Origin of the sequence: Paenibacillus sp. FSL P2-0121 (assembly GCF_037975345.1) — a bacterium.
GTDB classification, from domain to species: domain Bacteria; phylum Bacillota; class Bacilli; order Paenibacillales; family Paenibacillaceae; genus Paenibacillus_AQ; species Paenibacillus_AQ odorifer.
In genome coordinates this window covers 2,328,631-2,344,378 of record NZ_CP150245.1, presented here as the reverse complement: position 1 = coordinate 2,344,378, position 15,748 = coordinate 2,328,631, and the positions used below count along the sequence as shown (strand labels likewise).

At 39.6% G+C, this 15,748-nt stretch carries 11 protein-coding genes and 1 pseudogene; all 12 read right to left on the bottom strand.

Annotated features, from left to right (window positions below; genetic code table 11):
- Window positions 1–815 precede the first annotated feature (815 nt).
- The 12 genes and pseudogenes from MKY54_RS10205 to MKY54_RS10150 all read right to left on the bottom strand — a co-directional run bounded on the left by MKY54_RS10205 (window position 816) and on the right by MKY54_RS10150 (window position 15,408).
- Complete coding sequence (locus tag MKY54_RS10205) at window positions 816–1,202, bottom strand: hypothetical protein (RefSeq protein WP_339190357.1); 387 nt, start codon at window positions 1,200–1,202, stop codon at window positions 816–818.
- A 91-nt stretch (window positions 1,203–1,293) separates the two neighbouring features.
- Window positions 1,294–6,774 (bottom strand): RHS repeat-associated core domain-containing protein, encoded by a 5,481-nt coding sequence (locus MKY54_RS10200; protein ID WP_339190355.1) that lies wholly within the window; start codon window positions 6,772–6,774, stop codon window positions 1,294–1,296.
- A 201-nt stretch (window positions 6,775–6,975) separates the two neighbouring features.
- Complete coding sequence (locus MKY54_RS10195; RefSeq protein ID WP_339190353.1) at window positions 6,976–7,254, bottom strand: hypothetical protein; 279 nt, start codon at window positions 7,252–7,254, stop codon at window positions 6,976–6,978.
- A gap of 120 nt (window positions 7,255–7,374) precedes the next feature.
- Window positions 7,375–7,662 (bottom strand): annotated as a pseudogene (locus MKY54_RS10190) (RICIN domain-containing protein); the annotation flags it as partial.
- Between the two features lie 12 nt (window positions 7,663–7,674).
- Window positions 7,675–8,283, bottom strand: coding sequence for an RICIN domain-containing protein (locus MKY54_RS10185; RefSeq protein WP_339190352.1), 609 nt, complete (start codon window positions 8,281–8,283; stop codon window positions 7,675–7,677).
- 184 nt (window positions 8,284–8,467) lie between these two features.
- Window positions 8,468–9,004, bottom strand: coding sequence for an RHS repeat domain-containing protein (locus tag MKY54_RS10180; protein WP_339191155.1), 537 nt, complete (start codon window positions 9,002–9,004; stop codon window positions 8,468–8,470).
- A 63-nt stretch (window positions 9,005–9,067) separates the two neighbouring features.
- Window positions 9,068–9,523 carry a hypothetical protein gene (locus tag MKY54_RS10175; protein ID WP_339190350.1) on the bottom strand — a complete coding sequence of 152 codons (456 nt, stop codon included), beginning with the start codon at window positions 9,521–9,523 and terminating at the stop codon, window positions 9,068–9,070.
- Window positions 9,484–10,665 carry a hypothetical protein gene (locus tag MKY54_RS10170; RefSeq protein WP_339190349.1) on the bottom strand — a complete coding sequence of 394 codons (1,182 nt, stop codon included), beginning with the start codon at window positions 10,663–10,665 and terminating at the stop codon, window positions 9,484–9,486. The genes MKY54_RS10175 and MKY54_RS10170 overlap by 40 nt, the downstream gene beginning before the upstream one ends.
- A 40-nt stretch (window positions 10,666–10,705) precedes the next feature.
- Window positions 10,706–12,712: a VCBS repeat-containing protein gene (locus tag MKY54_RS10165; RefSeq protein WP_339190347.1), complete on the bottom strand. Its 2,007-nt coding sequence runs from the start codon at window positions 12,710–12,712 to the stop codon at window positions 10,706–10,708.
- 33 nt (window positions 12,713–12,745) lie between these two features.
- Window positions 12,746–14,149, bottom strand: coding sequence for a GBS Bsp-like repeat-containing protein (locus MKY54_RS10160; protein ID WP_339190346.1), 1,404 nt, complete (start codon window positions 14,147–14,149; stop codon window positions 12,746–12,748).
- A 22-nt stretch (window positions 14,150–14,171) separates the two neighbouring features.
- Window positions 14,172–14,807, bottom strand: coding sequence for a hypothetical protein (locus MKY54_RS10155; protein ID WP_339190344.1), 636 nt, complete (start codon window positions 14,805–14,807; stop codon window positions 14,172–14,174).
- Entirely contained in the window at window positions 14,764–15,408 is a 645-nt protein-coding gene (locus MKY54_RS10150; protein ID WP_339190342.1) for a hypothetical protein, read from the bottom strand. The genes MKY54_RS10155 and MKY54_RS10150 overlap by 44 nt, the downstream gene beginning before the upstream one ends.
- Window positions 15,409–15,748: the final 340 nt, after the last annotated feature.

Here is a 15,748-nt window from a genome sequence, read left to right as displayed (position 1 = left end):
TATACACATTCTCATTTTGAACGGTCCTGGCATATCGACCATATGTAACCAGTACTAGCTTCCTGAGCTGAGGCCGTTGGAGGGTGGACAAATGCTAGACAGACAAAAAGACTACTCATAAGAAAAAAACATTCTTTTCATTTACTTAGCTCCGTATTGTACGTTACTTATTAAATATTTCATTTTCCGTTGCCAGGCTCATATTCCATTTAGCCGAGTTTTATGTTCACTACGCTTCAACTTTAATCAAATTTCCGTTAGTATCATAATTCCCATAATGAATTGTAATTTGTGCTGCTATATGTACCTCTTTCAAAAGACTTACTAACTTTAACAATTTGTATGTATATCGTCTAAAGAATTTGCTCCATCACCATGAATTTCCCAGATTAAATATTAGTTTTCTTATCAAGTCTTGAGTCATAATATAAAAAAGCCACTAATTCTGATGACTCTCTTACTAGTGCTTAGTCGTTAATCAATAGTTATTCTGCGCATCCATGTAATCAATGTGTAATTACACTTTGCACTTTTGCCCCTATTAGCTCACGAACCTGAACACTAGCAGAATATGCTTTACCGCCTACAACGCGGACTCAGATTTGTTTGGGAATAATACTGGGATTGGTGTTCAAACTCAAGTAGTAAATTAAATATGACATCAGTACCTAAATTACAAGAAGACAAGCAACTTGCCTCCAAATATTGGAACATGTTGCTTGTCTTCTTAGAATTATTCATAAGGTTATTACTTCATAAAAAGGCTGCAATTAAATTGCACTAGTGTTGATTTTCGTCTGGCGAAAGCGAACTCATTAAAAATAAAAATCTATAACAATTATTAAAGATAGTAAAGCGAATAAAAATAAAAGCAATGCAACAAGCCAAATTATCCGTTTTAATTTTTTATCCTCACCAGCATTCTTATAGGTACCAACAAGTATTAGGGGTAATCCAATAAAAACACCTACAAAGACAATGATCATAATATAATTTGCTGAAACTTTTACAAAACCAAATTCAAGTATCAATTTAACAATTCCAGCAAAAAAAGCTGCTGCACCTATTAAGCAGATACCCCAAGTAAACTCTTTCTGATATTTAGAAGAATTTTTAATAAAATATACTGTTACCAGTATGCCGGATGATAGAGCTAAAAAAACATAAATTGGCCATGCTAAATCAGCAGATATGTACCCCATAATTTTGTATACCTCACTTTTTCACTACTAAATTAAACAAAAAATAAATTGATATCGAGATTTTTTTCTCATATATCAGGTCATTTTCCCTCTATTTCTTTTCCAAAAAATGATCTTTTATATACGATCCAGCCATTCCAATTGCAGTACCTACAGCTACAGCAGCGCCAAAAGTCACAATTACTGGCGCTGTAGCTGTAGCTATTACTACAGATGTAACAACTCCAGTACCAGCCGCAAGAACAGTAATACCAGCGGCTTTCCATTTATCTGCATCTTTATACGTCGTCAGATCTGTATAAAGATCTACACCAGTAAACACAAGCGAAGCTGGACCCGCTAGCTTTGAGACTCCTTTTACCATTTTTACACCTGAACGTTCTACGATTGCTTCAACTTGAGCTGCTGGTCCTAATCCAGGCATACTAATGGTGATTTTTTTAGTATCTGGAACCGTTGAAAGAACTTTACCAAACGCTGCATCTGCTACTCCTCCAGCAGTGTTCTTAATGACCTCTTGAGTCACTGCACTCCCACTTTTACTAGATGAGGTATTCTCCTTATAATATGCTCCTATCAAAAGTTGATTAACAGCCCATGACTTTGCTCCAGAATTACCACTCTGAGCAAGTTTTACGAGGTATTTGTACTGATTATTATCAATAATCATCCCGTCACCCACAATTGGTTTATGCCCAGATGGGTCAATAAACTTAAGTGGGTTATTTATCGTATAAGTGTATAAATTCAAACTTAGCGGATTATCAATCTGCCCCTCATATGTATCTTCGTTTATAAAACGACCAATACTAGGATCATAATATCTCGCACGTAGATAGTAAAGCCCTGTCTCTTCATCGTAGATTTCCCCAGCATATTTAAATGAATTAGAAATACCTTCGGTCTGATGTACAATATTCCCCCATACATCATAAGTATAAGAGTTAACTACTGTTCCATTAGTATCGACTATTTGTACCACATCTCCATGACCATTGTACAAATAATAGTAGTCCTTTACTGTGGTGACATCTTTCTTAACTAACAGTCGGTCTCCCCGTATATAATTTGCTTTCTCTCCGTTACTCTTGGATTCAGAGATTACTACTCCGTTCCCGTTATAGTTATATTGTGTTTTTACAGCATCAGACGTTTTTTGGTATCTTAATCCATTAGGCAGATAATCTATAGTAGTAGAACTACTATCTTTTATAACTTTGGTTAGTGTGTTTTGCAGGTCATAGGTATAGTTTGTATTCGATAACTCTGATTGATTGGAAGATGTATTGGATTCAATCTGCCGATTTCCTTGCAAATCATACACATAGGTTGTTGTCCCACCTCCATCTGGACGTACAACCTTCGTTAGACGATTTAATTTATCATATTCATAGGAAGTCGTCTTTCCAGCCCCATTATTCAGCACTTCAATTACCGAAGTTGTGTTACCATTATTGTCATAAAGATAGGTGTAGGAGGAAAGAACCCATGAACTTTTTTTATTTGTCATCGTCGATATACGATTTAAAGCATCATACGTGTACTCCGTTATTAAAGTAGTTCCATCAGTCAAGGTAGGATAGGTAATGGTTTTTACTTGCCCAGTTGGGAAATATCCATAGGTTGCGTTCACTGTTGCCGCATCATTAAGACTAGATTTTCCATCGACTTGAACTTTATTCAAACGTTGCATGCTATATTGATAATTGGTATAGAAACTACCTACGCCACTATGTGTACCCATTAAGCGAGTGGTTCGATTCGCTTTATCATAAACATACCCTGTTGAAGCTGTATATCCTGTTGCTTGAGAAGACGAATTTGTTAGTCTCTTCAGATTATCTATCGTTGTCGTTTGTGAAGCTGTTTTCACCCCATTAAGATAGATCTCCATCGTATCACTTTTAATCCCATTACTACCCAAAATACCCTTACTTTGTTGTGTATTTCCTCCGGATCCTGTAAGCAGGCTACTCACTTGCTGATTTCTTTCATCATATTGATAAGTGGACACCGTTCCGTTCCGATCTGTCATTTGTGTAAGCAACCCTATTTGATTATACAAATGATTCTCATTTTGCAATGCAACATCTTTTTTATCATTAAGTAATCCTAATTCGTTATACGTTTTGCTCTTTAAATTAATAGATGCTCCTGTTTGGCTATTATGCATCGTCGTTTCTGTAATCTGTCCATTACGATCATACTGGTAACTAGTAGTTTGCCCTAACGCGTCTTTCACAGAATTCAAGCGATTTAACGCATCATACGTATACTTTGTCGTCACTCCTTCATTGTTGAGATTTTTATTAGGATCAGTATACGTAACGTTATTACCAACTATATCATAACTATATAATTCCGAGAGCGGCTGACTTTGATTCGGCCACCCTTTAAATACTTGAGTAGATGCTAGTCGGCCCCATTGATCGTATGTTTGTTCTACATAACTGCTCTTCAAATTCGGATTATTTATATTCGCACGATAGGCTTCAACCCCTGAAGCAGCCACAACATAGTTGGTCACTTTACGGAGCTTCAGATTACGCTCATTCACATACAAATTACCATAGGTATCTGAAGCCTCACTCTGCTCTCCCCATGCATTATATTTCACAGTCGTTACATTATCTACTGGATCTTTTACATAGACAGCTCTAGACAAATCGTCCACATGATACTGGGTGATCGCACCTGTATCTATTATTTGTTCCAATCGTTGAAGACCTAATCCGTCATAGTATGTGCTTTGTCTTGATAAATAGGTGACAGCACTATTTGATCGTTGTGTGTATTTCCGACTATAAGACACTTGTAAATAGTATATCCCTCGATTCTCGACATCAAAAATCGAATCAAAACTAGTATAAAAAAAAGCCTTAGCATATGTATACAAATCTTCTACATCATACTTTTCTCCGTTTAAATTCGTTATTGTTGGATACGTGATGCTCGTGACTCTGCCTAGCTTGTCATACTTGTACTTGGTTGCCTTTCCATTAGCATCTGTTTCCTCAGACATTCTACCCGATCCCATGTCATAGGCCATCTTTTTCTGAATAAATGATGTCATTTTGTCTCCATTAGCTGAACTATTAGTAAAATAACTAATTTGTTCCGTTGGATACGCATAATTGCTTTCGGGACCATAAATAGTTGCTACTCTGGCTACTAAACCATTCTGCATAGGCTTCTCTTCGGTAACCTTACTGATTTTTCTTCCATCCGTAGGAACTGGTTCATAAGTATATGTGGTTACTTCATTCTTAGGATTTCTATACGTTTTAACCCGCCCGTTATCGTAGTACTCGTAGCTCTCAGATAAACTCGTTGATTCATTCTGATACCAAGATTTTGAGACCAGAGAGTGATAATTAGGTTCATACACAAATGAGGTTGTATACTTCGCCTTGGTACTCGAATCATTGAACTGACTTAAGCTTAACGGCTGCGTTTGACTTTGTACGCCTCCCCAGTCGGTATATGAAGTTTCCGAATACAGCATATTTGCAGTGTTATCATTATCTCCTACTGCAAAATCTGCGTAAGTTGTTTTTGTCGGGAGATACTTGAAGCTTGGATGAAAATTTGAATAACGTTCTTCTTTTCTTTCTCCATTGAAGGCTTGTGAAACTTTTGAGATATTCTGTTGTAAACCATTAAATGTCGTCTTAGTTAATAGATTGTTGGTCGCTGAGGTACTTTGAAGAATAGAACTAGATGAAAATGTATAGGATTCCGGTAAATAATTACTATCAGGATACGAAGGGAACCCTGTATAGTCACCCGTATATTCATACTTAATATAATTGTAGGAATTTTTCAATACATCTTTTCTTGAAGTCACTCTGAATTCTTCACAAAATCCATAAGGGCCTAAATTTCGAGTAGTCAGTTCATATTCATAAACTGAAGTTGATTTTGGATATTCCACTTTAGTTAGATTTGTATAAAAATTGTAACCAGAATATTGACTTACATATTTTAAGTTAAAGTCAAACTTAGGTGCTGTCTCTGTCCAAGAGTGTGTCAAGTATGTAATCTCATTGTTTTGATTCGTGATTCTCCATAAGTAAGGCATGTAACCATCGGGGTTACCATTATATATGGTAGCTATGCGCATCTTAAGAAAAGCAACTTTCTCAACTTCATTTCCATTTGGACCGTTAACCGTTAACTCAATTTTCTCACCTATAAATGTATCCGTCGTATTTAGAGTAGATTCATATGCAAAGTTAACTGTTCTATGCAAACTATCCGTAATTCTAGAAATAACTTTATGTGTCCCACCATCATAGGTCTGACGATCTGTATGCTCAAATTTGATAGCATTTCCAAAACGATCTACGATTCCGAGTAAACGGCCATCACTCGCAAAATATTCTCTTTTTTTATCTGCGTATTGCAAATAATAAGCCGAGCTAACTTGACCATTAGAGTATGATCCAGCTGAGTCCTGCATAAATTGCATATCCTTACCTTGATAGCCAACTAAGTGAGTATAGCTACCTAAGGAATCACTCGCGTATAAATCAATCCGGTACACTGCACCTTGACCATTATGATAAAACATATATCCGTCTTCCAGTTGAACGGAAGGGAATTGAAAGGACCAGCCCAACCCTAAGTCGTAACGGGAATTCAGATAATTAAATTTTTTCAGGTTTCCATAGACAGCATCACTTCTCTGGTAGCCATATGACTGGTTAGAGTTGTACATTATTCCAACGTTTAAATCTAGTCCATCTCTACCGGGAAGACTAATTTCATTTTCCTTCCATGTTAACGATCCTGAGCTTGAATCTATCAGTTCACCGGATTGACTACGATCAGAATACTGTTGTTTGTTGGTTTGATTGATCTGCTGCTGATTATAAAGTCCATTAAATACACCGTTAACTCTAGCAGAAAAAGTAGCATATTCTTGCTTTATAAGGCCTTGATCTAGTTGTCCTTCATAAATTTCCTCTTTATATACTGCCTCAGATATAGTTATTAATCTCTCGGAATTATTCACTTCAGGATGAGTCCTATAAACAACATCATTAACCGAAAGAGATAATTCGAACTCTTTATTTTGAAGTTTAAAGTCCACTTCTTCCCATGTGTATTCATCTTTTATTTTAACATTTAGAATCTCAATTGGACTTAGTTCCGTATCTTTCACGAGCATATTAATCCAGTAAATATCCTCGATTCCGGCTCCACTCAGAGCAAGAGTTTCTATCTCTTTGTTCGTCAAATCTCCTCTCCCTAAAGAACCTAGACCTTTTTTCATAGCTTTTCTTAGCTCTTTTCTTTCAAGGGAAAACGCTTCGATTTGAGCTATGCTTTCTGTTATTTGAGGATCATACACACTACCCACTACAGCTACAAGATCTTGAGGTATCTCCCTTGGTTTCTCAATGTTCTCTTGAACAGTTAGCTCTGTTGAAGGAGTAAGTTCATTATTACTATCTATTATAGTATTCTCTTCATTACTATACGCAGCGTTTGCTGGATAATTCGGTAATAATATTGAAACACTTAATAAGATAATGAACAGTCTTTTTAATAATAAGTTAATTCTCACTTTTCTTTCCTCCTTGAATATTGTTTTCAATTCACATGATTAAGTAGAGTACTTCTAGGAAAGCAGCATTGGACGAGGTTAGGAAATCCACTAAATAGTATAGACAATGATAGGATATAAATGAGCAGTGATTTTTCTTTTTGGATAGACTTCACTCCAGAACTCCCCTGTCGTGTATTAATTAATCTTACAAAAATATGATCATAATGCTGCTTTCTTAATCAGTGACCCATTTTTATCATATTTTAATTCGACAATCTTACCATTAGTCAGTAGCATATATAGAAGTCTCCCGTTAGCATCATATAAGTAGCGCATTAGGTCCGGTATATCTTTTTTCCATGTAATTGGGTTTGCAATTCGATTGAGGGAAACTTGATCAACATCCAAATAAGCATTCTCCTCTCCCCTACTGCAAACATAAATCAGGAAGGTTATTGTTGTAATCTTGCTCAAAACCTCCATTAATGTTCCTTTCAAGTGGAGAAGAATAGGCATGACTGGCCTCTATAGTTAATAAAAGAAATGACAGCAGGAAGATCCTTTTTAGTTGAACCACACCCCTTACTTGATAAAAATGAATCTAAAGTAGTCCCTAATCTATTTAATCATTTTCCACTTTTGCGAACTAGTTCCGTTATCCTCATATACCTGTAGGCGGGTACCATTTTCATTATTTCCATTTGTTATATCCAGCAATTTATTACTGTTCACATTGATGAAACTAATTGATCCGTCTGCATTCTCTCTAAATTTCCACTGTTGAGCGGTTGTAACGTTATCCGTCCAAATTTGAATAGCAGAACCGTTAGTTGTACCTCCACCATCCACATCCAGCGCCTTGCCGCTATTCACACTGATTAACTTATAGTTATTGCCCCCAGTATCATAAACTCTCCATCATTGGGATGCGGTGTCGTTATGGGTCCATATCTGTATAGGAGTACCGTCAGCAGTATTTCCCCCTGTCACATCCAAAGCTTTTCCATTACCAGCATTTAATATTTTGTATTCTGCTCCATTACTTATCGCTTTAATGAGTCGCCACTTCTGTGCAGTTGTTCCGTTAGAGGCCCATATCTGTACAGGGGTCCCATTCGCTGTATCACCATTTGCAACGTCGAGAGCTTTATTGCTATGTATATTTATTAATTCATATGAACCGTCCCCTTGTTCAACTACTTGCCATTTCTGAGCTTCAGTTCCATTATCGTTCCATATCCGAACCCTCGTTCCGTTGGATGTCCCTCCATCTGCTACATCAAGTGCCTTCCCACTATTAACATTAATCAGCTTAAAAAGGCTATTTTCGGTTGTGCAGAGCAACCACCGCTGTGCATCTGTTCCGTTATCTGTTTCTATTTGAACCTTGGTTCCGTTCACACTATTTCCTGCGTATACATCAAGGGCCTTATTGCTATTCACATTCAATAGTTTGTATTCTGATGGTTTGCAATTTAGGTTTTTCCTTCCAATTAAGTTACCGTTGTTATCATACTGAAAATTCATACACTTCTCTCAGATATTCGTATTAGACTTAACCCACCTGTTCTTGAATAAGTGTATTTCATTGCTATGGCAGTCTGAGAGTTAATAAATAAAGCAAATACTAAAACAACTAATGCAATTTTTTTGATAAGTCATCCCCCATCCATTGATTTGTGCAATTGTGATCCCCCCCTTACTCCTTATTTCATCTATAATCAAAACTAGCCGAATCAAGATAGAATATCCCTGCCCCAGAATCTCCTGCAGATCTGATCAGAAAATATACATTTGCGAATACAGCTTTACTTGGTATTACTCCCTCATTGGTCAGTAACGTATACTTTCCACTAGCTTCGGTTATATCTTTAATGCTGCTGGAGACGAATGACCCATCCATTGCATAAAAGTCAATATACATTTGCACTCTGGATTGATACAACATGCTGATATTAATATTGCCTGAAACCATATAAGACTTATCAGGAATTACACGCAGAGACTGAGAGACGCCAACAAATTGATTAGCCGGAATTTCGAATCCCCTGACTTCCAAAGACTTTTGATCATGAAATGCCTCTAGCGTTCCCATTGCCGTTGTTTTCTTCGTCAAGTTTCCGTTCAGATCATATTTGTAAGAAATATTATATGTCTGGGTTCCTTTTATAAGTGTCTGGTTTAGCAAACGTCCCGCTGCCGAATAAGAATTAGTAGTTACATCCTTTGCCGGACTATTCTCAACCAGCCGAATTTCATCCTCTACTCCTGAAGGCTTATGAATTGTCCAATTCAGCGGTGTTTTAACCCCTTAATTACTTACTTCAAAGTCAGAGTTATCCAATAAGTTGGATCTATAACTGAATCTCATATCATCTAAATATACACTTGCTGTCCCGCCTCCACTGGTTGCACGTATAATGGCGTAGACACGGGCATAATCCGCATTAGAAGGTGATGTTCCAGTATTCGATATTATGGTATATCCTCCTTGAGTGGTAGCAGGCAATTCTACGATGTTCGCACTAATAAATGCACCTGAGCTTGTAAAAAAATCCGCATACAGCTGTACTTTGGCATTGGTGATACGATCCACCTTTAATCTGTCGCTCATCGTATACTTTTTAGCAGGTACAACTTTTAGCATCTGACTGATTCCAACATAATCATTAGCTTTTATATCCGATGCATCGATTTGCTGAACGGTATTCCCATAGCTTTCCGAAACTAGTTTATATGTATGGTTATCATTCCCGTAATTGGGCAACCACCACTTCCCAGACCGTTAGATCCAGGTGCTTCGAAGTTCCCGTTATTAAACAAATTGGCTTCTTTCGTATAATGAAAATCCAAGGAATCTACATACATGGTTCCTGAACCATTGTTCCCTGTGCCTTGAATGATTACATATATAACAGCATAAGTTGTATCCTTAGGAATTTGACCTGTATCCGATAATGTCATGTATGTTCCATTGGTCGGTTTAGCATATTCGAGAATAGTCGTCCCCGTATAATTGCCAGAGGAACTCATAAAATCAATATAAATTTGAGCCTTGGCACTCGATAGACTTTCTATTAACAATGCCCCGCTTGCTTGGAAAGACTTACCCGGATCGACCTTGATTTTTTGCAGGATGCCTGCATATCCATTAATCGGGAGAGACAAGACTTTCATTTTCTGGGCTCTTGCTCCACTTAACGAAGGATAGGCAACAGAACTAAATGCCGGGTTATACAAGGTCGTATAATCCCAATCGTCTGAATTAGCAGGTGTGTTTGAAAAGTTCTCATAGTCAGAATTAACAATCAGATTCGTGTCATTGGTGTATTGAAAAGAGATATTATCCGTAATAAAAGCACCGGAATTGACATCAGAACTAGAACGAATCAATGCATAAATGACAACGGATGTGGCCTCCGGCACACTGCCAGTTCCGCCTAGAGTAATGAATTGTCCTGTCGCCTGGTTAGGCAAGTCAAAAATCTTACAATCCACAAAAACCCCCTCATTATAAAAATCTGCGTATAATTGCACTCTAGCATTGGAGATGCTTTCAATATAAAATCGTCCGTTCATATTATACGGTTGCCCAGCTTTCACCGATAAGGTTTGGCTCACACCAGCAAAATGATTAGTCGGCAAATTACTCATGGAAACCTTCTGCGCTTTGCTTCCTCCAGAGACCTTTAAGCTGGTAACTTCAAAATTCCCTATGCCATGTGAGACCCAGTTATCAGCTATGCTATTGCCATTAGTGGTTATTTCAAAACCAGAGTTTTTAACTAAATTGTCTGAACTGATGCTTGCATCCGCCGCAATATAATTGGAATTAAACGTAGTAATTAAATTGAAGACTAGATATAAGGTAAGAACATATATTATTTTCTTTTTTATAGTGAAGGTCATAGAACATAACCGCTCCTTATTCATACCCATTTTCTTTTAGTCAATTAGAGCCAGATAAATAATCCCACACATACCAAGAGTCATCGGTAGTAATTACTATTGCTTCCAAACGACGATCTCCATCAATGTCTGCTAAACGGTACAACTTTGAACCGACACCACCAAATCCCGTAATCCAAGGTTCATAACCTGCAAAACTACTTCCATTTGATGCTGCTGCATACCAATTTCCGTTATTGATTATTACAGCATCCGCTTTGCCATCACTATTTACGTCGGCCAGAAGCTCATCTGCTGAACCAACGCCGTGGCCCTCAATCCACTTTTTGTACCCTTCGAAACCCTTTCCATTGGATAACGCTATGTACCAAGAGCCTTGCTGTTCATAAAAAACAGCAGCGTCTGCTTTCCCATCACCATTTACATCACCTAAGAACTCTTTGGAGGCTCCTGCACCAAATCCTGTAACCCATCTACTGTAGGCCTGAAATCCTTGACCCGTAGAGAGTGCAACATACCAGTTTCCGCTATTTTCGATAACCGCATCCGCTTTACCGTCTCCGTTCACATCAGCCAAGAATAAGCCGCTGGCCCCGACTCCATGCCCTGATACCCACAATTTATAACCATCAAACCCGCTTCCATTGGACAATGCCACATACCAGCTTCCGTAATTTACGATAACAGCATCGGCTTTACCATCCCCGTTCACATCAGCCAGAAGCTGAGCATCCGATCCCACGCCGTGGCCGGTAACCCATCTCTGGTAACCCTTAATTCCTTGACCATTCGACAGAGCGACATACCACGTTCCCGTATCCTTAATGAAGAGAACTGCATCCGCCTTCCCATCACCGTTCACGTCAGATGTAAATTGAGAGAAAATCTCTGATCCGCCTTCCAGTGACCATTGCTTATAACTTTGGAAGCTCTGACCATTAGATAATGATGTACTCCATTCTCCGCTCTCTTCACTGTAGTGAACAACATCTGCTTTGCGATCCCCATTAATATCAGCTAACCAATACGCGTTTCTTCCCACGGCACCTTCTATCGACCATTTATCATACGCTTTAAAGAAACTACCTCCTGACAAAGCTACATACCAATTCCCGTTATTGACAATCACGGCATCCGCTTTGCCATCCCCATTTACATCAGCCAGAAGCTGATCTGCTGAACCAACGCCATGGCCTTCAATCCACTTTTTGTACCCTTCGTAGCCCTTGCCATTGGATAATGCTATGTACCAAGAACCGTCCTGCTCATCGAAAACAGCAGCGTCTGCTTTCCCATCACCATTGACATCAGCTAAGAACTCTTTGGAGGCTCCTGCACCAAATCCTGTAACCCATCTACTGTAGGCTTGAAATCCTTGACCCGTAGAGAGCGCAACATACCAGTTTCCGCTATTTTCGATTACCGCATCCGCTTTACCGTCTCCGTTCACATCAGCCAAGAATAGGCCGCTGGCTCCGACTCCATGCCCGGATACCCACAATTTATAACCATCAAACCCGCTTCCATTGGACAATGCCACATACCAGCTTCCGTAATTTACGATAACAGCATCGGCTTTACCATCCCCATTCACATCCGCCAGAAGCTGAGCATCCGATCCCACGCCGTGGCCGGTAATCCATCTCTGGTAACCTTTAATTCCTTGATCATTTGATATTGAGACATACCACGTTCCCGGTTCCTTAAAAAAGAGAACTGCATCCGCCTTCCCATCACCATTCACATCATTGACGAATTGAATATTGGAGCCGAGTCCGTTTCCCAACTGCCACTGTGTCAGGCTTCTCGCCACCGACTTTCGGGTTACCAGGTTACCATTCAAGTCATATTTGTTTGTGACAACCGCATCACGGGTTCGATTCTCCGTTAATCTCCTAGATGGATCGTAGTTGTATACGGTTCCGCCTCTATCAACGATCTTAAACACTTCATCTATTGAGGCCGCTGAACCCTGCGTTGGTTTTACTATAAGAAGCAAGAATATAAAGACAACAATTATAGTTTTTATGTTCATTTGAACCTTCAAGATTTCCACTTCTCCTCACACTTTATCTTTTCACTAACGCGTAACATTCACCGTCACTCCTCCAACAGGCCGGCTATTGCCATAACCATCGTGAGCATACAAGTGAGTGTTGTAGCTTCCCGTTTCATTACCATGGTTGGCAAAAGGAATTCGGATCTTCCATTTAGATGCACTCTCGCGTTCGCCTTGATACCAAATGAGATCATCTTGGCCGTTATGATTCGTCCATGTCGGGAATTCAACGCGGGTTACGTTAGCCGGTATTCCGTCAATAGAGACTTCATAGTAACCCTCACCGATCTTTGTAGTTGCCGGTGCTTTCAATATTTGTGAATTCGTCACATCAAATTCCCATCCTCCCAGGAACTTGCCGCTGGAATAGATATGTGTGATATACCTGCCTGTCTCCGAATTGTGTTTGGCGTACACAACCGTTGCTTTCCATACGCCGTTTCCGACTTTTACGCCTTCAATCCACTCAATATCATCCTGATTATTACTAGCCGTCCATGTCGGGAATTGTACACTCTGGATGGACAGGTCTACCCCATAGATGAATACGTCATACGAAACACCGGACAGATCGGTCTCCTTAGACCCTCCAGCTCCACCTACCACATTGACTACTCTATTGCTAACTCCAGCCTTGTTCCCATACCGGTCAAACGTATAAATATGTGTATTATAAATTCCGGTTTCGAAGTTATGGTTACTAAACGGAATCCGGATTCTCCAAGATCCGTCGGCAAGTCTTTCGCCAGTTATCCAGGGATTGACTAAGTCGTCTTGTCCCATATAGTCTGTCCATGTTGGGAAGCGCACCTCTTTGACACTCTCGGGTATACCACTAGCCTGCACAGTATAGAAACCTTCAGCCAGCGATGCTTGTGTTGGTGCTGTGACCAACACTCCATTGTTCTGAACGTTAGCAACGAGATCACCCACAATTTTCATATCTGCGTAAATATGGGTGATATAGGTGCCTGCCTCTCCACCATGTTTGTTGAAAACTACAGTTCCCTTCCATACCCCATCAGCAAGTTTTTCTCCGACAATCCACTCGATATCATCCTGGTCGTTCCTCGCGGTCCATGTTGGAAAATGAACTTGCTGAACACCGGGCTGAAGCCCGCGGATATAGATATCATAGGATACTGAGGAGAGATCGAAGATATAAGGCCCGGATGAATTCATCCGGCTGCGCTTAATCAGATTCCCGTTAGCATCATATGTATATTGAATCATTGAGCGATCCGGCAGAATTTCTGTTTCCAGACGCCCTTGATTATAGGAGTATATGCGATGCGGAGATGAGCCGCCGGCATCAATCACAATGTGGTTCGTACTGGATGCCTCAGCAATGGCAGAGGAAGCTGCAACTCCTAAGACCAGGATAGACAGGAGGCATATCTTCTTTACAAGGTTCAATGTTTTCATACACAAGAAATTGCACGCTCCATTATTCACTATATTTTAATATCATTTGATTCACATAAAAGGTCCCGCTCCCGCCCGCTACAGTTGCTTGTAATCCCACATGGACCCTTGCACTAACAGCGTTGGAGGGAGTTCTTTCTGTTAATGACAGCGTAGAGAATTTCTGTAGCACTCCCACAGGGTAGTCAACATACTTCTCTGAGAGTAAAGCATCATTACGATCGAAGAACTGTATGCATAAAGAAACTTTTGTCTGCACCACACTCTCGACTAAAATATTTCCTTTGAACTCGACTAACTTATTTCCGCTTACCACAACATCTTGCAGTAGCCATGCTGCTCCATACTTCTCCCTCTTCATATTCACGCTAGAGAATTTTTGCCCGTAGGTATTTACTGTTTGAAGAGGGGACAAAACTTGAAAAGTATGATTCCCGGTGTCAGACCACGTCTGCCAGCTGTCTGCGATACCAACATTTGCAGTTGAAATAGTATCAAAGCTTGGGTTAGATAACATGTTCCTTTGAGGATCATGACTTAAAGCCATATGATCAACATAAATGGCCCCGTTGCCTCCCTCAGCAATGGCTTGAATCCCAACATGCACTCTGGCTCTAACCGCATCCGATGGCGTTATTGTATTTAGAGCTAACGTCATATACTTTTTGAGTATCCCTGCAGGATAGTCTACCGATTGCTGAGATGGGGACATTGGGTTGAGTGACTACATCTTGAAATAACCAACTGGCACCTCCAGTCTTCATGTTTGGAGTTGCCAATTTTTGTGCTCTCACACCTGAAGTCACCGGCGAAGAGACTACTTGTAACACACTTCCCCCAGAATCTGACCATCGCGACCAGCTTTCAGCCATTTCCTTTTGGGCGGATAGATTATTTTCAAAGCTAGGATTATTTAATAGATTGCCTGCGGTATCATATCTGAAGGCCATGTTGTCTACATAAAAAGCACCGCTTGCTCCCCCTTCCTCTGTCCTGATCCCAACATGCACTCTGGCCCGAACCGTTTTGGCAGGTGTTGTATCCGTCAAGGATAAAGTCATATAATTATTTAAATATCCCGAAGGGTAATCAACTGTTTTTTGAGAGAGTAATGTATTTGCTGCATCAAAATATTGGACACATAAGGATACCTTGGCTTTGTTAATACTCTCGATACTGACATCTCCATTTAACAGAACAGGCAAGTTTCCTTTAACAGTAACATCCTGAAATAGCCACGCTGCGGTACCAACCTTCATTCCTGATGCTGAAATCTTCTGTGCAATACTCTTAGATACTACTGTCGCCGGGATCACTTCAAATTTTGCACTACCGGTATCGCTCTATTTGTCCCAACCACTGGCTATTTCCGTGGCTCTATTAGCATTCAATTCAAAATTCGGATTTACCAGCATATTAATACTTCTAAACTTCCGTTGGACATTTCCGTTTAGATCATACTGATATTCAATAATCTCATTGGAGTGCAAATCTTCGTTTACTAATCTCCCGTTAGTATCGTAATAATACGTCCTACCTCCCGCACCGAGAGCTATAGAGTTAGTAAGGAATAGTGACGAAATGATCAATAATATTAAA

Coding starts and splice junctions, on each gene's coding strand:
- MKY54_RS10155 (WP_339190344.1), bottom strand. CDS start 14,807: ATGACGTTAGCTCTAAATACAATAACGCCATCGGATGCGGTTAGAGCC.
- MKY54_RS10160 (WP_339190346.1), bottom strand. CDS start 14,149: ATGAAAACATTGAACCTTGTAAAGAAGATATGCCTCCTGTCTATCCTG.
- MKY54_RS10185 (WP_339190352.1), bottom strand. CDS start 8,283: ATGAATTTTCAGTATGATAACAACGGTAACTTAATTGGAAGGAAAAAC.
- MKY54_RS10205 (WP_339190357.1), bottom strand. CDS start 1,202: ATGGGGTACATATCTGCTGATTTAGCATGGCCAATTTATGTTTTTTTA.
- MKY54_RS10150 (WP_339190342.1), bottom strand. CDS start 15,408: ATGAAGGTTGGTACCGCAGCGTGGCTATTTCAGGATGTTACTGTTAAA.
- MKY54_RS10170 (WP_339190349.1), bottom strand. CDS start 10,665: ATGACCTTCACTATAAAAAAGAAAATAATATATGTTCTTACCTTATAT.